General features: G+C 71.0%; 18 protein-coding genes. 4 read left to right on the top strand and 14 right to left on the bottom strand.

Features of this window, described 5'->3' with window-relative positions; all coding sequences use genetic code 11:
- Positions 1-18: 18 nt before the first annotated feature.
- From QU602_RS08350 to truB, 5 genes are all read right to left on the bottom strand, one after another.
- Positions 19-1,251 (bottom strand): MFS transporter, encoded by a 1,233-nt coding sequence (locus tag QU602_RS08350; protein ID WP_308799805.1) that lies wholly within the window; start codon positions 1,249-1,251, stop codon positions 19-21.
- Positions 1,248-2,177: a bifunctional riboflavin kinase/FAD synthetase gene (locus QU602_RS08345; protein ID WP_308799804.1), complete on the bottom strand. Its 930-nt coding sequence runs from the start codon at positions 2,175-2,177 to the stop codon at positions 1,248-1,250. The genes QU602_RS08350 and QU602_RS08345 overlap by 4 nt, the downstream gene beginning before the upstream one ends.
- A complete protein-coding gene (locus QU602_RS08340) occupies positions 2,174-2,629 on the bottom strand; it encodes a hypothetical protein (RefSeq protein ID WP_308799803.1) in 456 nt (151 codons plus the stop codon). The genes QU602_RS08345 and QU602_RS08340 overlap by 4 nt, the downstream gene beginning before the upstream one ends.
- 89 nt (positions 2,630-2,718) lie before the next feature.
- Positions 2,719-3,087, bottom strand: a complete 369-nt coding sequence (locus tag QU602_RS08335; RefSeq protein WP_308799802.1) for a hypothetical protein — start codon at positions 3,085-3,087, stop codon at positions 2,719-2,721.
- A complete protein-coding gene (truB, locus tag QU602_RS08330) occupies positions 3,084-3,938 on the bottom strand; it encodes a tRNA pseudouridine(55) synthase TruB (RefSeq protein WP_373692921.1) in 855 nt (284 codons plus the stop codon). Before truB ends, QU602_RS08335 begins: the two co-directional genes overlap by 4 nt.
- Positions 3,939-4,036: 98 nt before the next feature.
- Between truB and QU602_RS08325 the strand changes: the two genes are divergently transcribed.
- Positions 4,037-5,038: a ketopantoate reductase family protein gene (locus QU602_RS08325; protein WP_308799800.1), complete on the top strand. Its 1,002-nt coding sequence runs from the start codon at positions 4,037-4,039 to the stop codon at positions 5,036-5,038.
- 3 nt (positions 5,039-5,041) lie between these two features.
- Here QU602_RS08325 and QU602_RS08320 read toward each other — a convergent pair whose 3' ends face one another.
- Positions 5,042-5,629: a nucleoside/nucleotide kinase family protein gene (locus QU602_RS08320; RefSeq protein ID WP_308799799.1), complete on the bottom strand. Its 588-nt coding sequence runs from the start codon at positions 5,627-5,629 to the stop codon at positions 5,042-5,044.
- Positions 5,630-5,762: 133 nt separating this feature from the next.
- Here QU602_RS08320 and QU602_RS08315 point away from each other — a divergent pair, with 133 nt between their 5' ends.
- Complete coding sequence (locus QU602_RS08315; RefSeq protein ID WP_308799798.1) at positions 5,763-6,656, top strand: HhH-GPD family protein; 894 nt, start codon at positions 5,763-5,765, stop codon at positions 6,654-6,656.
- A gap of 40 nt (positions 6,657-6,696) precedes the next feature.
- Here QU602_RS08315 and rbfA read toward each other — a convergent pair whose 3' ends face one another.
- The 8 genes from rbfA to QU602_RS08275 all read right to left on the bottom strand — a co-directional run bounded on the left by rbfA (position 6,697) and on the right by QU602_RS08275 (position 16,134).
- Complete coding sequence (gene rbfA / locus QU602_RS08310) at positions 6,697-7,206, bottom strand: 30S ribosome-binding factor RbfA (RefSeq protein WP_308799797.1); 510 nt, start codon at positions 7,204-7,206, stop codon at positions 6,697-6,699.
- A gap of 62 nt (positions 7,207-7,268) precedes the next feature.
- On the bottom strand, positions 7,269-10,100 hold the full coding sequence (infB, locus tag QU602_RS08305) for a translation initiation factor IF-2 (RefSeq protein ID WP_308799796.1): 2,832 nt from the start codon (positions 10,098-10,100) through the stop codon (positions 7,269-7,271).
- 84 nt (positions 10,101-10,184) lie between these two features.
- Complete coding sequence (locus QU602_RS08300; RefSeq protein WP_308799795.1) at positions 10,185-10,430, bottom strand: YlxR family protein; 246 nt, start codon at positions 10,428-10,430, stop codon at positions 10,185-10,187.
- Between the two features lie 99 nt (positions 10,431-10,529).
- Positions 10,530-11,528: a transcription termination factor NusA gene (gene nusA / locus QU602_RS08295; RefSeq protein ID WP_308799794.1), complete on the bottom strand. Its 999-nt coding sequence runs from the start codon at positions 11,526-11,528 to the stop codon at positions 10,530-10,532.
- Positions 11,529-11,594: 66 nt separating this feature from the next.
- On the bottom strand, positions 11,595-13,361 hold the full coding sequence (locus QU602_RS08290) for a proline--tRNA ligase (protein ID WP_308799793.1): 1,767 nt from the start codon (positions 13,359-13,361) through the stop codon (positions 11,595-11,597).
- Between the two features lie 63 nt (positions 13,362-13,424).
- Positions 13,425-13,619, bottom strand: coding sequence for a hypothetical protein (locus tag QU602_RS08285; RefSeq protein ID WP_308799792.1), 195 nt, complete (start codon positions 13,617-13,619; stop codon positions 13,425-13,427).
- Between the two features lie 49 nt (positions 13,620-13,668).
- Complete coding sequence (gene ispG / locus QU602_RS08280; RefSeq protein WP_308800127.1) at positions 13,669-14,799, bottom strand: flavodoxin-dependent (E)-4-hydroxy-3-methylbut-2-enyl-diphosphate synthase; 1,131 nt, start codon at positions 14,797-14,799, stop codon at positions 13,669-13,671.
- 225 nt (positions 14,800-15,024) lie between these two features.
- Entirely contained in the window at positions 15,025-16,134 is a 1,110-nt protein-coding gene (locus QU602_RS08275; protein ID WP_308799791.1) for a YihY/virulence factor BrkB family protein, read from the bottom strand.
- 209 nt (positions 16,135-16,343) lie between these two features.
- Here QU602_RS08275 and QU602_RS08270 point away from each other — a divergent pair, with 209 nt between their 5' ends.
- Positions 16,344-17,528, top strand: a complete 1,185-nt coding sequence (locus QU602_RS08270) for an acetyl-CoA C-acetyltransferase (protein WP_308799790.1) — start codon at positions 16,344-16,346, stop codon at positions 17,526-17,528.
- A 27-nt stretch (positions 17,529-17,555) separates the two neighbouring features.
- Positions 17,556-18,800 (top strand): low temperature requirement protein A, encoded by a 1,245-nt coding sequence (locus QU602_RS08265; RefSeq protein WP_308799789.1) that lies wholly within the window; start codon positions 17,556-17,558, stop codon positions 18,798-18,800.
- The last annotated feature ends 14 nt before the right edge of the window (positions 18,801-18,814 follow it).

Here is an 18,814-nt window from a genome sequence, read left to right as displayed (position 1 = left end):
GGCGCGAGTCGGCCGTCGTCAGGCGCGCTCGTCTTCCAGGTAACGCGGCCGCGCGACGACGAACCCGGCCACCGCCGCCGGCACCGCCGAGACGAGCAGGATCACGAGTGGCCAGGTCCAGCCCCCGGTCCACTCGTGCACGGCGCCGATCACCAGCGGGCCGGCGGCCACCAGGAGGTACCCCGCCGACTGCACGAACCCGCTCAGCGCCACCGAGCCCGAATGGGTACGGGTTCGCAGATTGATGAGCACCAGCGCGAGCGGGAAGAGCAACGGCCCGAGGCCGGCTAGCGCCACCCAGAGCCACGTCGCGACGCCGGGGACGAACAGCAGGCCCGCATTGCCGAGCACCAGCGACACGACGGAGGCCACGATGAGCACCCCGATCCGGCCGTACCGTGCCGCGAGCAGCGGGACGAGGATGCTCGTCGGCAGGCCCATCGCGGCGTAGAGCGAGAGCAGCGCTCCGCCCTCGGCATGACTCGTCCCCGCCGTGTCGTGCAGCAGCGTCGGCAGCCACGCGAAGAGCGTGTACGCGTTCAGCGCCGACACCGCGAAGATCGTCGTGAGCGCCCAGGCGAGCGGGGAGCGCGCCGCGCGCCCCAGCTGCGACGGCGCCGCCTCCTCGGGCGCCGCCCGGCCGCCCCGGCGTGACGGATGCACGAGCAGCGCGATCCACGGGATCAGGCTGAGTGCCGCGATCGCCGCCCACTCACCGAGCGACACCCGCCAGTGCGTCGCCTCCGCCACGGGCACCGCCACGAGCGGAGGCACGAAGGTGCTGATCGACATCGCCGTCGCGTAGACCGTGGTCATGAGGCCGATGCGGTCCGGGAAGTACCGCTTGACCAGCGGCGGCAGCAGCACGTTGCCGACGCCGATCGCCGCGAACGTCACCGCGCTCGCAAGCACCAGCATCACGGCATCGGGCGCGAGCCCGCGGCCCGCGAGCCCGACGGTGAGCGCGGCGAGGGCCACGACGAGCGTCGCCTCCAACCCGAATCGCTTCGCGAGCAGCGGCGTGCTGATGCCGAACACCGCGTAGCAGAGCGGGGGCAGCATGCCGAGCACGCCGACCACGACCGAGTTCAGCTCGAGATCGGCCTCGAGCTCGGCGAGGATCGGCGAGAGCGACGCGACCGCCGAGCGCAGGTTGAACGCGACGAGCACGATGCCGATGAGCGCGAGCGTACGCCCCGCCCAGAGCGGGGCCGGATTGCGTGCGTCGACGGGCCGACCCGGTCGCCTCACTCGAGGAGCTCTCGCGCGACGTCGACGTCGTCACGCATGCGTGCGATCAGCGCATCGATGCTGTCGAACGCGATCATGCCGCGGATCCGGTCCACGAACTCGACCTCGACCAGCCGGTCGTAGAGGTCGAGCTCGCGGTCGAGCACGTACGCCTCGACCTGCTTGCGCGGCACACCCTCGAACGTCGGGTTGTTGCCCACCGAGATCGCGGCCGGGTACCGCGTGCCCGCGTCGCTGAGCCAGCCCGCGTACACGCCGTCGGCGGGGATGAGCCCCTCCGAGTCGGGCGAGAGGTTGGCCGTCGGAAATCCGAGCTCACGGCCGCGCGCGGCGCCGTGCACGACGATGCCCGACACCGTCGGCGCGTGCCCGAGCAGACGAGCGGCGTGCCGGACGTCACCCTCCGCCAGGAGCTCGCGGACCCAGGTGGACGACACCCGCCGCTCCCCCTCGGGTCGCACATCCCCGATGAGCTCGACCGCGAAGCCGAGCTCGCCGCCCAGCCGCTCGAGGAGGGCGACGTCGCCGGCCCCTCGCGCGCCGAACCGGAAGTCGGCGCCCACGAGCACCGCGCGCGCGCCGAGCGTGTCGACGAGCACGCGCCGCACGAACTCCTCGGGTGCGAGACTCGCGAGCGCCCGGTCGAAGGGCAGCACGAGCGCGGCGTCGAGTCCCGTCGTCGCGAGCAGCCCCAGCTTCTGCCGGACGCTCACAAGGGCGTCGGGGCAGCGGTCGGGCGCGAGCAGCGCGAGCGGGTTGCGATCGAACGTCACGACCACGGAGCGGAGGTCGCGCGCCTCGGCGACGGCGCGGAGCTCCGAGATGACCGCCCGGTGGCCCTGGTGGACCCCGTCGAACTTGCCGATCGTGACCGCCGACGGCCCGAATCCGGCCGGCACCGAAGCCAGCCCTTCGAAGGTCCTCACCGGGCGCCGCCCGCGGTGTCGGAGACTCCTGGGCGGTGCTTCGCGAGCCACCACATGCCGAGCACCGGGAGCACCAGCGGGATGAACAGGTAGCCGCGGCCGTACCACGACCACACGGTGTCGTGCGGGAAGAGCTCGGGCAGCACGACGCTCAACGTGCCGATCACGAGCACCCCGGCGAACTCGAAGACGATGGTCGCCCAGGCGACGCGATACCACGCGCGGCCCGGGGCGATGAGTGCGATCGTGGCGACGACGTAGACCACCGCGGCGAGCCCCGACAGCGCATACGCGAGCGGCGCCTCGTCGAACTTCTCGACGATCTGCACGAGCGAGCGCCCCACGGCCGCGAGCGCGAGCACGCCGTACACGGCGATGAGGACGCGTCCGACGCCGCTCATGCGGCGGGGTCGGCGGGTCTCGTTCGCGGTGGACGGGCGTGCGGAGGTCATGACGTTCGATTCTCTCATTCACGTGGCCCGGGCTCGGCATTTCGGTGGCCCGGGCGTCACGCATCAACGGTGGCGGGGTTTCCGGCGGGTCACGCCTGCTGCACGGTCCAGATCTGCATCATCCGGTAGACCATGACGGCGACGGCGAGTGCCGCGACGCCGAGGACGACGGTCGACCATCGGTTGCGTTCGAGGAGCGCCCAGAAGCCGGCGGCCGGCGGCAGCAACAGCGCGCCGACGAGGTAGACGACGAACTCGAGCACACTGCCGGTCGGCACGTTGCCGAACGCGGGCGCCGCGATCGCGATCACCGCCTGGACGAGGAGCAGCGCCTCGACCACCGCGAGGGCGCCGATCGAGACGTCGCTCGGTACGCGCCCGGCGAACCCGAGCCCGAGGCACACGAGGCCGGCGATCACCGCCACGCCGATCTGGACCCAGGTGAACCAGTCGATCATGCGGCGCCTCCGTCCGGGAAGCCCGTGAGCACCCGGAACTGGTCGCCGCGACGCTCGACGACGGCGACGAGCCGGTCGCCGACGATCGCCGCGATCGGTGTCGCCGCGGGGGCGTCCGCCGGGGCTGCGATGCGTTTGCCGTGGCCGAGGTCGATCGCTGCCGCAGGGTCGAGCTCGACGACCGGCAGCGCCGACCGCGCCGCGTCGGCTGCGCCGACGATCGTCGCGGCGACGTCGAGCGGCTCGAGCGCCGAGGCATCCGTCACCGGGAACCGGCCCACCCGCGTGCGCCGCAGCGCCGTCAGGTGCCCGCCGACGCCGAGCGCTGCACCGAGATCGCGCGCGAGCGCCCGCACGTAGGTGCCCGAGGAGACCGCGACCCGCACGTCGACGTCGATCGAGGCCCCGTCGCGCCGCACGGCGAGCTGCTCGAACTCGCTGACCCGCACGGACCGCGCCGCGAGCTCGACGGTCTCGCCGCCCCGCACGCGGTGGTAGGCGCGCTTTCCGTCGACCTTGATCGCGCTCACCGAGCTCGGCACCTGCTCGAGGTCACCCGTGAGGTCGCGAATGCCGTTCGAGATGGCGGTGTCGTCGACGCCCGCGACGGTCTCGGCAGACGCGGGCGTGAGCGGCTCGCCCTCGGCGTCGTCGGTCGTCGTGCCCCACCCGAGCCGGATCGTCGCCGTGTACTCCTTGTCGAGTCCGACGAGGTAGTGCAAGAGCCTGGTCGCATCGTTGACGCCGAGCAGGAGCAGGCCGGTGGCCATCGGGTCGAGGGTGCCGGCATGGCCCACCTTGCGGGTGCCGGCGAGGCGCCGCACGCGGCTGACGACGTCGTGGCTGGTCATCCCCTGCGGCTTGTCGACGAGGAGGATGCCGCTGATCACCGATCCAGGCTATACCCCGGACGGCGGGCCGCCGTCGCGCGCTGGCCTACGCTGAGACGATGCGCATCGGGATCATCGGCTCGGGCGCGCTCGGCGGCATGTTCGCGGCGCTGCTGACCCGCGCGGGCCACGACGTCGAGGTGACCGCACGCGGTCGTGGTCTCGAGGCGATCCGCGAGCACGGCATCCGGTTGAGCGGCGGATACGGCGACGTGCACGCGAGGGTGGCCGTGGCCGACCGGCTCACGCGTCCTGCCGACCTCGTGCTCGTGTGCACGAAGGCGCACGACGCGGAAGCCGCGATCGCCGCCAACCGGGACCTCGCCGACGGCGCGACCGTCGTCGTCGTGCAGAACGGCCTCGCGGGCGTCGACACCGCCGCCCGGCTCCTGCCCGCGTCCCGCTGCTTCGGTCTCCTCTCGATCATCGCCGCCAACCACACCGAGCCCGGCGTGGTGCGCGTCACGGCGCGCGCGACGAGCTATCTGGGGGCCGGCGACGGCCCTCCCGACGCCGAGGCCCTGCGCATCGCCGCCATGCTCTCGGAGGCCGTACCTGTCATCGCGATCCCGGGATTCCGCGGTGCGCAATGGACGAAGCTCGTGGTGAACATGCTGAACGCCGTGCCCGCCATCGTCGGCCGCAGCGTACAAGAGGTCATCGCCGACGCGCGCCTCCGGCGCGTGGTGACCGCCTCCATGCGCGAGTGCGTGCGGGTCGGTGTGGCGCGGGGCGTCACCTTCGGTGCGCTGCAGGGTCTCAGCGACCTCCGCCTCCGGGTCTTCGCTCGGCTGCCGCTCGCCGTGGGCCAGGTGCTGCCCTGGCTGATGGCGCGACGCATGGGGCGCGTTCCGAACCTCGGGTCGACGCAGCAGAGCATCCGGCGTCGGCAGCCGACCGAGGTCGATCACCTGAACGGGGCGGTCGTCGCCGAGTCCCGGCTCGCGGGCGTCGCCGCGCCCGTCAATGCGGCGCTGGCGTCGCTCGTGCACGAGGTCGAACGCGACGGGTTCCTGCCGGATGAGCGGGTGCACGCGGTGCTCGCGGTGCTCGCGCGCTGACGGTCACACGGCGCGCGGATGCCCCGGGTCCGAGAGATCGAGCACGAGATCGGCGACGGTCCTCGGGTCGCGTTCGGCGTACGCGATCACGTCGGCCGGATCGGTGGGCTCGCCGTCGATGGCGATCCGGTAGTCCCAGAGGCGCGCCAGCCGGTCGCGCAGCAGGAAGCGGCCGTCGATGACGAGGATGGCGTCCTCGGGCCCGGTGATCCACTTGGGCTCGACCCAGGCGTCCCGCGCGGCGTCGAGCACTCGCGTGACGAACGCGGCGGACCCGCCCATGCGGAACGGCTCCACGAGCGACCTGAGGAGCGCGGACTCGTCGAACCCGTAGCGCACATAGCGCTCGGGCGTGTCCGGGCCGAACGCGGACTGCGCTTCGCGCGAGCGGTGGAAGTCGTCGAGGTGCGCGCGGAACACCGTGTGGTCGCGTTCGGCGAGCACGTCGCGCAGGTCGTCGGCGAATCGGGATGCCTCGGCCCCGGCCGGTCCCGTGACGGCCACGATCATGCGCCCGCGGCCGTACCGCTCGAGCACCACATCGGCAACCGCACGCAGGAAGCGCACCCTCGGCGTCGTCACCAGCTCCATGCGTCCACGCTACCCGGGTCGGCGCACGCCGCACCGCCGCTCCGCGCCACTTCTGCACCGCCGCGCCAACTGTGGTGGCGCGGTCTCGCAGAACTGGCGCGCAGGCGGGAGTTCGATGCGTACGCTGAGACGGATGCCTCGTTCCTCCCCCGCCCGGTTCGCCGACGCCGTCGTCGGGTGGTTCGCGGGCGCTGCGCGCCCACTGCCCTGGCGTGCGGCCGACCGCTCGGCGTGGGCGGTGCTGGTGAGCGAGTTCATGCTCCAGCAGACGCAGGTCTCACGCGTGCTGCCGAAGTGGGAGGCGTGGATGGCACGCTGGCCGACGCCCGCCGCGCTCGCGGCCGAACCGGCCGCTGAGGCCGTACGTGCGTGGGATCGGCTCGGCTACCCGCGGCGGGCGCTCTGGCTGCATCGCGCCGCGACCGAGCTGGTCGAACGGCACGGCGGCGAGGTGCCGCGCGATCTCGACGCGCTGCTCGCGCTGCAGGGCGTCGGCCCGTACACGGCGCGGGCGATCGCCGCCTTTGCGTTCGGCGACCGTCACCCGGTCGTCGACACCAACACCCGGCGCGTGATCGCGCGGGCGATCGAGGGCCGGGCGCGGGCCGATGCGCCGTCGGCGGCGCGCGATCTGGCCGCCATGGAGGCACTGCTCCCCGCGGACCGTGATGCGGCGCACGCGTTCAACGCCGGCGCCATGGAGCTCGGCGCGACCGTGTGCACGGCGCGGGCGCCGAAGTGCGAGGTGTGCCCCGTGGCACGGATGTGCGCCTGGCGAGCCGCGGGCTACCCCGAGGCATCCGGCCCTGCCCCGCGCCGGCCGGCGAGGTTCGAGGGCAGCGACCGCCAGGTGCGCGGTCTGGTCATGCGCGAGCTGCGAGCCGCGCACGGCCCGGTCTCGCGCGCCGAACTCGCGTCGCTCTGGGCCGATGCCGAGCAGCTCGAGCGGGCGATCGCGGGGCTGGTCGCCGACGGGCTCGCCGTCGCGGTCGCCGAGGACGACGGCTACGCGCTGCCCCACTCGTAGGCCCGAGGAGCGCCCGGCGATGCTCGACCAGCGAGGCAGGTCAGCGGGCGCCGCCCGCCTCCGCGTCGTCTGAGAGGTCGGATGCCTCGTCGTCGAGCTCGTCCGCGTCCTCGTCGTCGTCCTCGTCGAGATCGCGCGGCTTGACGTAGGGGTCGGGGTCGCCGGCGTATTGCGCGGACTGCGCCAGACCGGCGCTCTCCGCGTCGCGTGTGCGCGCCTCGCGCAGCAGCGCCTCGATGTGCTCGGCGTTCTCGGGGATCGCGTCGGCGATGAACTCGAGCGACGGCGTCAGCCGCGACGTGAGGTTGCGGCCCACCTCGGTGCGGAGCATCCCGGTCGCGGCCTTCAACGCGAGGGCCGAGTCGCGACGTTCCTCCTCGCTGCCGTACACGGTGTAGAACACCGAGGCGTGCTGGAGGTCGCCGGTCACCCGGACATCGGTGATCGTCACGAACCCGAGCCGCGGGTCGCGCAGCCCCTTGTCGAGCCGTCGCGCCACGATCTCTTTGATGCGGTCGGCCATCTTCCTGGCCCGCTGTGGGTCTGCCATCTTGTGCTGTGCTCCTTCCGGGGCGAGGCCGGGGGCGGCTTCGCCGCCCCCGGCCGCTCCGGTTACGCGCGAGGCTTCTCGCGCATCTCGATGGTCTCGATCTCGTCGCCGACCTGGATGTCGTTGTACTTGCCGAGGCCGATACCTGCCTCGAAGTCCGTACGGACCTCGGTGACGTCGTCCTTGAACCGGCGGAGCGACTCGATCGCGAGGCCGTCGCCGACCACGACACCGTCGCGGATGACGCGGGCCTTGGCGTTGCGCGTGATCGTTCCCGATCGCACGACGACACCGGCGATGTTGCCGAACTTCGAGGAGCGGAACACCTCGCGGATCTCGGCGACACCCGACTGGACCTCTTCGTACTCGGGCTTGAGCATGCCCTTGAGCGACGCCTCGATGTCATCGATCGCGTTGTAGATGACGTTGTAGAAGCGCACGTCGACGCCCTCGCGGGCGGCACGCTCGCGCGCCTTCACATCGGGTCGCACATTGAAGCCGATCACGATCGCATTGTCGATCGTGGCCAGGTCGATGTCCGACTCGGTCACGGCGCCCACACCGCGGTGCAGGATGCGCAGCTGCACCGAGTCGTCGACCTCGATCTTCATGAGCGACTCCTCGAGCGCCTCGACGGCACCCGACACGTCACCCTTGATGATGAGGTTGAGCGCCTCGACCTTGCCCTCTTCGAGTGCACGCGTGAAGTCCTCGAGCGAGATGCGCTTCCGGGCCTTCGCCAGCTGCGCGTTGCGCTCGGCGGCCTCGCGCTTCTCGGCGATCTGACGCGCGGTGCGGTCTTCCTCGGTGACGAGGAAGGTGTCACCGGCGCGCGGGACGCTCGAGAGACCCTGCACCTGCACCGGCCGCGACGGCGTCGCCGCCGGCACCGGGTCGCCGTTCTCGTCGGTCATCGCCCGGACGCGCCCGTAGGCCGTGCCCGCGACGATCGCGTCGCCGACCTTCAGCGTGCCCGACTGGATGAGCACGGTCGCCACGGCACCGCGGCCCTTGTCGAGCTTCGCCTCGATGGCCACACCACGTGCGTCCTTGTCGGGGTTCGCGCGGAGGTCGAGGCCGGCGTCGGCGGTGAGCAGCACCGCGTCGAGCAGTTCCTGGATGCCGATGTTCTCACGGGCCGAGACGTCGACGAACAGGACGTCGCCGCCGTATTCCTCGGCCACGAGCCCGAACTCGGTGAGCTGCTGGCGCACCTTCGCCGGGTTGGCGTCGGGCTTGTCGATCTTGTTCACCGCGACCACGATCGGCACGTTCGCCGACTGCGCGTGGTTCAGCGCCTCGATCGTCTGCGGCATGATGCCGTCGTCCGCCGCGACCACGAGGATCGCGATGTCGGTCACCTGGGCACCACGGGCACGCATGGCGGTGAACGCCTCGTGGCCCGGGGTGTCGATGAAGGTGATCGCCCGGTCGACGCCGTCGTGCTCGGTGTGCACCTGGTACGCACCGATGTGCTGGGTGATGCCGCCGGCCTCGCCCGCGACGACGTTGGCATTGCGGATCGCGTCGAGCAGGCGCGTCTTACCGTGGTCGACGTGGCCCATCACGGTCACGACCGGCGGACGCGCCACGAGCACGTCGTCGCCCTCGTCCTCGAGCTCCTGGTCGAGGTCGATGTCGAAGCCCTCGAGCAGCTCGCGGTCCTCGTCTTCGGGCGAGACGACCTGGATCTTGTAGCCGAGCTCCTCGCCGAGCACCTGGAAGGTGGCCTCGTCGAGCGACTCCGTCGCGGTCGCCATCTCACCGAGGTGGAACAGCACCGTGACGAGCGAGCCGGGGTTCGCGTCGATCTTGTCGGCGAAGTCGGAGATCGAGGATCCGCGACGCAGCCGGATGACGGTGTCGCCGTCGCCGCGGGGCACGCTCACGCCACCGAGCGACGGAGCCTCCCGCATCTCGAACTCTGCCCGCTTCGTCCGCTTCGACTTGCGCGACTTGCTCTTGCCGCCGCCACGACCGAACGCACCGGCCGTACCGCCGCCGGGGCCGCGGCCACGACCGCCGCCGCCCGCGGGACGCGGGCCGCCGAAGCCGCCACCGGGACGCTGGAAGCCGCCGCCGGCGCCACCGGGACCACCGGGACGACCCGCGCCGCCCGGAGCACCCGGACGGAAGCCGCCCGGACGCGGGGCGCCGGGACGCGGAGCGCCGCCACCGGGGCGACCGGCGCCGCCGGGACGTGGCGCACCCGGACGCGGGGCGCCGGGACGCGGCGCCTGGGGGCGCGGGATGTTGCCGGGCGACGGGCGCTGGCCCATGCCCTGCGAGCTGGCGAACGGGTTGTTGCCGGGGCGCGGCTGCGCCGGGCGCTGGCCCATGCCCTGCGAGCTCGCGAACGGGTTGTTGCCGGGGCGGGCGCCGCCGGGCTTGGGGCCGGGACGCGACGCAGCGCCCGCTGGCTTCGGCGCGGCGGGCTTCACGGCGTCGGACGCCGAGGCGCCACCCTCACCGCTCTCCGAGGCCGGTGCCTGCTCGGCCTGCCCGGCCTGGGCCTGCTCAGCCTGCGCCTGCTCGGCCTTCTCGGCGCGCGCCTTCTCGGCCTGGGCCTGGCGCTCTGCGACCGACATCGGCGCGGGCGTCGGCGCTTCGGGCGCGGTCTCGGCGACCGGGGCCTGCGGGCCCGGCTTCGGGCCGGGCTTCGGTGCGGCGGGGCGGGACGCGCCCGGCTTGCTCGCACCACCGGCCGCGGGCGCGGCCTGGGTCTTCACCCCGGATGCCTCGAGCGCGGCCTTCAGCCGGCGGGCGACGGGGGGCTCGATCGAGGACGACGGGCCCTTGACGTATTCGCCCATCTCTTTGAGCTTCTCAAGGGCGATCTTGCTGTCGACCCCGAGCTCTGACGCGATCTCGTGTACGCGTGGTTTGGCAGCCACTTCTCTCCTGTTCCGGGTCTGCGCCCGGACAGGGGCAGACCGTAGTTAAACGGGTCTCATTTCGAGCCGCTCATGAGTAATCCATTAGCCGTTCAGCCTGTTCTCTACTTCATGGATGTCCAGCGCGCCATGCGTACGGAGTGCGCGCCCGAAGGCACGTCTCCGCTCGGCGAGCCGGTAGCACTCGAGCGTCGGATGCAGCCACGCACCCCGCCCGGGAAGCACGGCCGACACATCGGTGACGACCTGGGATTCTCGGAGCACGACCCTCAGAAGAGAGGATCGTGGGGCGCGTGCTCGGCAACCGATGCACGTTCTGACGGGTTCCATCTTACACCTCCGGCACGAGCGCTCAGGGACGCCGCCGCGACGCCCGGCCTCGGCACACGCCGTCGTCCGGCCGCGCCGGCGCCGATCACGCCTCGCCGATCACGCCTCGTCGAGCACCGAGTCGGGCTGGATGTCGATCTTCGCGCCCGTGAGCTTCGCGGCGAGACGGGCGTTCTGCCCTTCCTTGCCGATCGCGAGCGACAGCTGGTAGTCCGGCACCAGCGCGCGGACGGCTTTCATGGACTCGTCGATCACGAACGCGCTGGTCACCTTCGCGGGTGAGAGCGCAGAGGCGACGAAGGTCGCGAGGTCCTCGTTCCAGTCGACGATGTCGATCTTCTCGCTGCCGAGCTCGGACGTGACCGCCCGCACTCGCTGGCCGAGCTCGCCGATGCACGCGCCCTTGGCATTCACGCCCGGCTGGTTGGCCCGCACCGCGATCTTGGTTCGGTGACCGGCCTCACGGGCGAGGGACACGATCTCGACCACCCCGGAGGCGATCTCGGGGACCTCGAGCGCGAACAGCTTTCGGACCAGCGCAGGATGCGTCCTGGAGACGGTGATCGAGGGGCCTTTGGGGCCCTTGGCCACGCTCGTGACGTACACGCGGATGCGCTGACCGTGCGGGTACTCCTCGCCGGGGATCTGCTCCTCAGGGGGCAGGATCGCCTCGACGGTGCCGAGGTCGATGTGCACCATGCGCGGGTTCGGCCCCTGCTGGATGACACCCGCCACGATGTCGCCCTCACGGCCGCGGAACTCGCCGAGCACCGCGTCGTCCGCGAGATCCCGGAGGCGCTGATTGATGACCTGCTTGGCGGCGAACGCCGCGATCCTGCCGAAGTCGCTCGGGCTGTCCTCGACCTCCCCGATGACCTCGCCGTCCTCGTCGCGCTCCGGCACGTACACGGACACATGGCCGGTCTTGCGGTCGAGGTGGGCGCGCGCGCCGTCGGGGTTGGCGTGCCCGTGCTGGCCGGGGTTGGTGTGCTTGAGGTAGGCCATGAGGATCGCCTGCTCGATGATCTGCACCAACTCGTCGAAGGGGATCTCCTTCTCGCGCTCCATCATCCGCAGCACGCTGAGGTCGATATCCATCCCCGGCCTCCTCTATTCAGCTCTCGTGCCGCAGTCGATCGTGCGGCAGATGTCTACGGTAGCCGATCACGCACCGAGCGCGGACCGCACCTCGCCGATCGCCACCTGCGTGCGTTCGCCGGTCGCGCGATCCCAGACCTCGACGACGCCTTCGGCGACCCCGCGGCCCGCGATCACGATCTTCGGCACACCGATGAGCTCGGCGTCGGCGAACTTCACCCCGGGCGACAGCTTCGGGCGGTCGTCGTAGAGCACGTCGAACCCGGCCGTCTCCAGCTCGCCGACGATCCGGTCGGCGGCGTCGAACACGGCCGGGTCCTTGCCCGTCGCGAGCACGTGCACGTCGAACGGCGCGACCGACGGGGGCCAGATGAGGCCCTTGTCGTCATTGTGCAACTCCGCGATGATCGCGAGGATGCGCGTGACACCGATGCCGTACGAGCCCATCGTGACGGTCGCGAGCTTGCCGTTCTCGTCGAGCACCTTCAAACCCAGCGCCTCGGCGTACTTGCGGCCGAGCTGGAAGACGTGCCCGATCTCCATGCCGCGGGCGAGCTCGACCGGGCCCGAGCCGTCGGGCGCGGGGTCCCCCGCGCGCACGTCGGCCGCCTCGATGGTGCCGTCGGCGACGAAATCTCGACCCGCGACGAGCCCGAACACGTGCTTCTCGTCGAGGTTGGCGCCCGTGATCCACTCGGTGCCGTCGACCACGCGCGGGTCGACGAGGTAGCGGATGCCGGTCGACGACTCGGCACCGAGCACTGCGCCGTCGGGCGACCACGGCCCGATGTAGCCCTTCACGAGGCCGGGGTTGCGGGCGAAGTCGGCCTCGGTCGCCGCCTCCACCTCGGCCGGCGAGAAGGCGACCTCGACCCGCTTCATGTCCACGTCGCGGTCACCGGGCAGTCCGACGACGACGATCTCGCGCGCGCCGTCGACGTGGGTGAGCGCGAGCACGACGTTCTTGAGCGTGTCGGCCGCGGTCCAGTCGCGGCCGTCAGGACGCGGGTACTCGGCGTTCGCGAGATCGACGAGGGTCGCGATGGTCGGCGTGTTCGGCGAATCGAGCACCACCGCTGCGGGCAGCCCGTCGAACGGGATCGGATCGGGCGCGACCGTCGTGAACGCCTCCACGTTCGCCGCATAGCCACCCGCCGATCGCACGAAGGTGTCCTCGCCGACAGGCGTGGGGTGCAGGAACTCCTCCGACTTGGAGCCGCCCATGGCGCCGGCGTCGGCCTGCACGATGACGTACTCGAGGCCGAGCCGCGAGAAGATCCGCTCGTACGCGTCGCGCTGCGCCTGGTACGAGGCATCCAGCCCCTCGTCCGAGACGTCGAACGAGTACGCGTCCTTCATCGTGAACTCACGCCCGCGGAGCAGCCCCGCACGCGGGCGCGCCTCGTCGCGGTACTTGTCCTGGATCTGGTAGATCGTGAGCGGCAGGTCCTTGTACGAGGAGTACAGATCCTTCACCAGGAGCGTGAACACCTCTTCGTGTGTGGGGGCGAGCAGGTAGTCGGTCTCGCGACGGTCCTGCAGCCGGAAGAGCGCGTCGCCGTACTCGGTCCAGCGGTTCGTCACCTCGTACGGCTCGCGCGGCAACAGCGCCGGGAAGTGCACCTCGTGGGCGCCCGCGGCCTCCATCTCCTCACGGATGATGCGCTCGATCTTGCCCTTCACCCGGAGACCGAGCGGCAGCCACGCGAAGATGCCCGGCGCCTGGCGCCGGATGTAGCCGGCGCGCACGAGCAGCTTGTGGCTCACCACCTCGGCGTCGGCGGGGTCTTCACGGAGCGTGCGGAGGAAGAAGTTCGTCAGGCGTGTGGGCACCAGATGATTGTATGAGTGCTCCACCCGAGGGGTCGAACGGATGCCTCGATGCTGACGAGCGACTCAGACGCCTTCGACGTCCTCTTCGTCCTGCATCGCGAACTCGCCCAGCTCAGCCTCGGCTGCATCGGCCTCGGCGTCGTCGCCGCCGGGCGTCCCTTGACGCGCGATGCCCTCGCGGGCGGTGCCTTCGTCGAGTGTGCCCCTGCCATCCGGGTAGCCCGCCTCGTCGGGGTACTCATACTTCTCGTCGCTCATGACGTCTCCTTCGACGTGCTGATCGGATCGTGCTGATCAGATCGTCTGATCAGGGGGTGAGCACCTGCGGGCTCCCGACCGGCGCGTCGGCACCCATCTCATCGGCGATGCGGTTCGCCTCAGCGATGAGAGTCTCGACGATCTCGGCCTCGGGCACCGTCTTGATGACCTCGCCCTTGACGAAGATCTGGCCCTTGCCGTTGCCGGACGCGACGCCGAGGTCCGCTTCGCGCGCCTCGCCGGGGCCGTTCACGACACAGCCCATGACGGCGACACGCAGCGGTACGGTCATGCCTTCGAGGCCGTCGGTCACATCGTTCGCGAGCTTGTAGACGTCGACCTGCGCGCGACCGCACGACGGGCACGACACGATCTCGAGCTTGCGCTCCCGCAGGTTCAGCGACTGCAGGATCTGCAGGCCGACCTTCACCTCCTGCGCGGGCGGCGCCGAGAGCGAGACGCGGATGGTGTCGCCGATACCCTCGCCGAGCAGGATCCCGAACGCGGTCGCGCTCTTGATGGTGCCCTGGAACTCGGGCCCCGCCTCGGTCACGCCGAGGTGCAGCGGCCAGTCGCCGCGCTCGGCGAGCAGCCGGTACGCCTTGACCATGACGATCGGGTCGTTGTGCTTGACCGAGATCTTGAAGTCGTGGAAGTCGTGCTCCTCGAACAGGCTCGCCTCCCAGACGGCCGACTCGACGAGCGCCTCGGGCGTCGCCTTGCCGTACTTCTGCAGCAGGCGCGGGTCGAGCGAGCCGGCGTTGACGCCGATCCGCAGGCTCACGCCCGCGGCCTTCGCGGCCGCCGCGATCTCGCCCACCTTGTCGTCGAACTTCCGGATGTTGCCCGGGTTCACGCGCACCGCGGCGCAGCCCGCGTCGATCGCCTGGAACACGTAGTTCGGCTGGAAGTGGATGTCGGCGATGACCGGGATCTGGCTCTTCTTCGCGATGATCGGCAGCGCTTCGGCATCGTCGCGGCTCGGCACGGCCACCCGCACGATGTCGCAGCCCGAGGCGGTGAGCTCGGCGATCTGCTGCAACGTCGCATTGATGTTCGTCGTGGGCGTCGTGGTCATCGACTGCACGCTCACCGGCGCGTCACCGCCGACGAGCACCTTGCCCACCTTGATCTGGCGCGACTTGCGTCGGGGCGCCAGGACCTCAGGGACTTTGGGCATTCCGAGATTCACTGCAGGCACGTCACGAGTCTACTTCCGCGCCGCTGGGTGGCGGCTGCGACCGGCGGATGCCTCGGGCGTGCGCCGGCGCTCAGGCGCACCCCTCCGTCACGGGTACCGGTGCGATCACGCGCGTGACCTCGTTCGAGACCTCGAATCCTGCGCCGTACTGCGAGATCCCGACTCCTACGCGACTCTTCGCGCCTCGATTCGTCCCGCGTCGGATCACGACTTCGTATCGGATGATGAGCCCCGCTTCTGCGAGTTATCGGCGTGCTCCTCGCGGATCCGGCGGCCCTGCTCGATGTCTTCGCGTTCCTGCTCTGCGGCCTTGTCGATCTTCTTCGTATCACGGGGTGGTAGCTGGATCTGCTCCTCAGCCGCGATCCCCGCTTGCAACTCGCGCCCGCGCTCGAGCTCGGCCTCGAACTCGGCGCCGAACAGCAGGGCGCAGTTCGCGATCCAGAGCCACAGCAGGAACACGATGACCCCGGCGAACGAGCCGTAGGTGCGGTCGTAGTTCGAGAAGTTCGCGACGTAGAGCGCGAATCCGGCCGACGCGATGATAAGCACCACGATCGCGATCAGCGCACCCACACTGATCCAGCGGAACTTCGGCTGCTTCGCGTTGGGCGTCGCGTGGTACAGGATGGCGATGATCGCTACGACGGCGAGCGCGAGCACCGGCCACTTCGCCACTTCCCAGACGAGCGTGAACGCCTCGCCGAGGCCGAGCGCCGAGCCGATCGCATCCGTCACGGGACCCGAGATGACGAGGAGCACCGCGATGAGCACGAGCAGGATGAGGGCGATGACCGTCACCAGGAGCTGCACCGGCCGGAGCTTGTAGAACGGACGGCCCTCCTCGATCTCGTAGATGCGGTTCATCGCGCGGCTGAAGGCACCGACGTACCCCGACGCCGACCAGATCGCGATGATGAGTCCGGTGAAGAACCCGAGGCCGGCCGCGGGCGACGAGCTGAACTGCTCGAGCGGCTCGCGGATGGTGTCCACGGTCTCGGCCGGTGCCACCTGCCCGAGCAGGTCGAGCAGCGCATCGATTGCACGCCCGCCCTGGCCCACGAGCGCGAGCAGCGACGCGAACGCGAGCAGCCCCGGGAACAGAGCGAGTACACCGAAATAGGTGAGCGCGGCCGCCGAGTCCGTGCACTGATCGTCGATGAACTCCCGAAAGCTCTTCTTGGCGACGTACATCCAGGACCGCTTGGTGAGCTGCGGCGGACTGTCGGGCTTCCGCGCGTCGTCGGGGTCGGGTGCGCCCACCTTCCGGTCCCGCTTCCCAGCGGATGCCTCGCCGTGCCGTGTCTCGGCCATGATTCGCCTCTCAACTGGGGAGGCACCATCCTGGGTCGCGGAAACGGGCCTCGGCAGGGACTGGCGCTGCGGTGTCTCGAGTCGTACAGTGTGCGCGTCACGGCCGAGACATCCGGATCCCGGGCCGTCGGTGAATCCGCCTTAACCGAACCGTAGACTGATCGTGTGTGCGCGGGTGCCGCGCCGCGCCCCGACGAAGGAGTCTCGCCATGCCCACCACCGATGTCGTCATCATCGCCGGTGCCCGCACCCCGTTCGCGCGGATCAGTGGCAATCTCGCCGCGCGCACGGCGGTCGAGCTCGGCACGGTCGCGATCCGCGGCGCCATCGAACGCGCCGGCATCTCCCCCGACGACGTCGACGTCGTGCTCATGGGCCAGGTGCTGCAGGCGGGCGCCGGCCAGAACCCGGCCAAGCAGGCGGCGGTCGCCGCTGGCATCCCGTGGCGGGTGCCCGCCACGACGGTCAACAAGGTGTGCCTCTCGGGGCTCGTCGCGATCACGGACGCCGCACGGCTGATCCGGCTCGGCGAGGCCGACGTCGTGATCGCCGGCGGTCAGGAGTCGATGACCAACGCTCCGCACCTCATGCCCGGCTCGCGACGCGGCTACCCGTACGGCTCGGCCGAGCTCGTCGATCATGCCGCACACGACGGCCTCACCGACGCCTTCGACCACGATTCCATGGGCGCGTCGACCGAACGGTTCAACGGGCGCTACGGCATCGAGCGCGCCGAACAGGACGAGATCGCGGCCGCCTCGCACGTTCGCGCCGGTCACGCGCAGGCCGCCGACCTGTTCGCCGACGAGATCGTCGCCGTCGAGATCCCCCAGCGCAAGGGCGACCCGGTCGTCGTCGACGCCGACCAGGGCGTCCGGCCCGACTCCACCGTCGAGGTGCTCGCGAAGCTCCGGCCCGCGTTCGCGACCGACGGCACGATCACGGCGGGCAACTCCTCACCGCTCTCCGACGGCGCCGCGGCGGTCGTCGTCGCGAGCCGCGCCTGGGCCGAGGAACGGGGTCTGCCGTGGCTCGCGCGCATCGGGGCATCCGGTCAGGTCGCCGGACCCGACAACTCGCTGCACTCCCAGCCGTCCAACGCGATCGCCGCGGCCCTCGCCCGCGAGGGCCTGACCGCCGCCGACCTCGATCTCGTCGAGATCAATGAGGCGTTCGCCGCCGTGTCGTTGCAGTCCATGCGGGACCTCGACCTCTCGCCCGACCGCGTGAACGTGCACGGCGGCGCGATCGCGCTCGGCCACCCGATCGGCGCCTCCGGCGCCCGGCTCGCGCTGCACGCCGCGCTCGAGCTCGCCCGCCGCGGCGAGGGGCGAGCGGCCGTGGCCCTGTGCGGCGGCGGCGGCCAGGGTGAGGCACTGCTGCTCTCGCGCTGAGGACGGTTCGGTGCCAGTGTTCATGACATGAACGAGGGCACCGCACTCGGTCACGGCCTGCGCCGCATGACCGGTCGCGATCCGCGCGAATCGCACCGAGCCGCGACCCCGCTCGAGCTCCTCTTCGATCTCACGTTCGTGGTCGCGTTCAGCCAGGCCGGCACCCAGACCGCGCACCTGCTCGAGGTCGGTCACATCGGTCCCGCGATCGGCGCGTTCGCCTTCTCCGTCTTCGCGATCTGCTGGGCCTGGATCAATTACTCCTGGCTCGCCTCCGCCTTCGGCAACGACGATGTGTTCTTCCGGTTGGCGACGCTCGTGCAGATGGTCGGCGTGCTCGTCCTCGCGCTCGGACTGCCGCCGCTCTTCCACTCGCTCGATGAGGGCGAGCACCTCGACAACGGGATCGTGATCGCCGGATACGTGATCATGCGCGTGTCGACGGTCGCGCTGTGGCTGCGCGTCGCACGACACGATCCGGCGCTGCGGCGGACCGCGCTCGCCTATGCCACCCTCATCGGCGTCGCCCAGCTCGGCTGGATCGTGCAGATCTTCGTCAACCCTCCGCTCGGCGTCACGCTCGTCATCACGACGACGCTCTCGCTCTTCGAGCTCGCGACGCCGCTGTTCGCCGAGTACCGGTTCGGCTTCACCCCGTGGCATCCGCACCACATCGCCGAACGCTACGGCCTCCTCGTCATCATCACCCTCGGCGAGATCGTGCTCGGTACGATCCTCGCCATCTCGGCGGTCGTCGAGGAACAGGGCTGGACGTTCGAGACGGGTCTCGTCGCGTTCGGCGGGACGGCGCTCGCGTTCGGGTTGTGGTGGGTGTACTTCACGGTGCCGTCGGGCGACGTGCTCGCGCGCCATCCCCGTCGCGGCTTCGTGTGGGGGTACGGGCACATCGTGCTCTTCGCCGCGCTCGCCGGGACCGGCGCCGGACTGCACGTGGCCGCGTTCGTGATCGAGGGCGTCGCGCACCTCGGCGACACCGCGGCGCTCGTGACCGTCGTAGCGCCGGTCGCGGTGTTCCTTGCGGCGCTGTTCACCCTGACCTCGCTGCTGGTGCTGCGGTTCGACATCGTGGACCTCGGGCTGTTCGTTGGCGCGTTGGTCGTGCTCGCGGCCGCCGTGCTCGCGGTCGCGGCGGGCGCGAGTATGGGGGTCGGCATCGTGGTCGCCGCGCTCGCGCCCGTCGTGGTGATCGTCGGGTTCGAGACCGTGGGCCGGCGGCGACGGGAGGCCATGCTGGAGCGTGCGCTCGCATAAATGGTGGACGAAGC

Origin of the sequence: Agromyces protaetiae (assembly GCF_030866785.1) — a bacterium.
Classification (GTDB): domain Bacteria; phylum Actinomycetota; class Actinomycetes; order Actinomycetales; family Microbacteriaceae; genus Agromyces; species Agromyces silvae.
This window is presented reverse-complemented; position numbering and strand designations above follow the sequence as displayed.

Coding starts and splice junctions, on each gene's coding strand:
- QU602_RS08340 (WP_308799803.1), bottom strand. CDS start 2,629: ATGACCTCCGCACGCCCGTCCACCGCGAACGAGACCCGCCGACCCCGC.
- QU602_RS08270 (WP_308799790.1), top strand. CDS start 16,344: ATGCCCACCACCGATGTCGTCATCATCGCCGGTGCCCGCACCCCGTTC.
- nusA (WP_308799794.1), bottom strand. CDS start 11,528: ATGGATATCGACCTCAGCGTGCTGCGGATGATGGAGCGCGAGAAGGAG.
- QU602_RS08335 (WP_308799802.1), bottom strand. CDS start 3,087: ATGATCGACTGGTTCACCTGGGTCCAGATCGGCGTGGCGGTGATCGCC.
- QU602_RS08265 (WP_308799789.1), top strand. CDS start 17,556: ATGAACGAGGGCACCGCACTCGGTCACGGCCTGCGCCGCATGACCGGT.
- QU602_RS08275 (WP_308799791.1), bottom strand. CDS start 16,134: ATGGCCGAGACACGGCACGGCGAGGCATCCGCTGGGAAGCGGGACCGG.
- truB (WP_373692921.1), bottom strand. CDS start 3,938: ATGACCAGCCACGACGTCGTCAGCCGCGTGCGGCGCCTCGCCGGCACC.
- QU602_RS08320 (WP_308799799.1), bottom strand. CDS start 5,629: ATGGAGCTGGTGACGACGCCGAGGGTGCGCTTCCTGCGTGCGGTTGCC.
- QU602_RS08315 (WP_308799798.1), top strand. CDS start 5,763: ATGCCTCGTTCCTCCCCCGCCCGGTTCGCCGACGCCGTCGTCGGGTGG.
- rbfA (WP_308799797.1), bottom strand. CDS start 7,206: ATGGCAGACCCACAGCGGGCCAGGAAGATGGCCGACCGCATCAAAGAG.
- QU602_RS08325 (WP_308799800.1), top strand. CDS start 4,037: ATGCGCATCGGGATCATCGGCTCGGGCGCGCTCGGCGGCATGTTCGCG.
- ispG (WP_308800127.1), bottom strand. CDS start 14,799: ATGCCCAAAGTCCCTGAGGTCCTGGCGCCCCGACGCAAGTCGCGCCAG.
- QU602_RS08285 (WP_308799792.1), bottom strand. CDS start 13,619: ATGAGCGACGAGAAGTATGAGTACCCCGACGAGGCGGGCTACCCGGAT.
- QU602_RS08300 (WP_308799795.1), bottom strand. CDS start 10,430: ATGGAACCCGTCAGAACGTGCATCGGTTGCCGAGCACGCGCCCCACGA.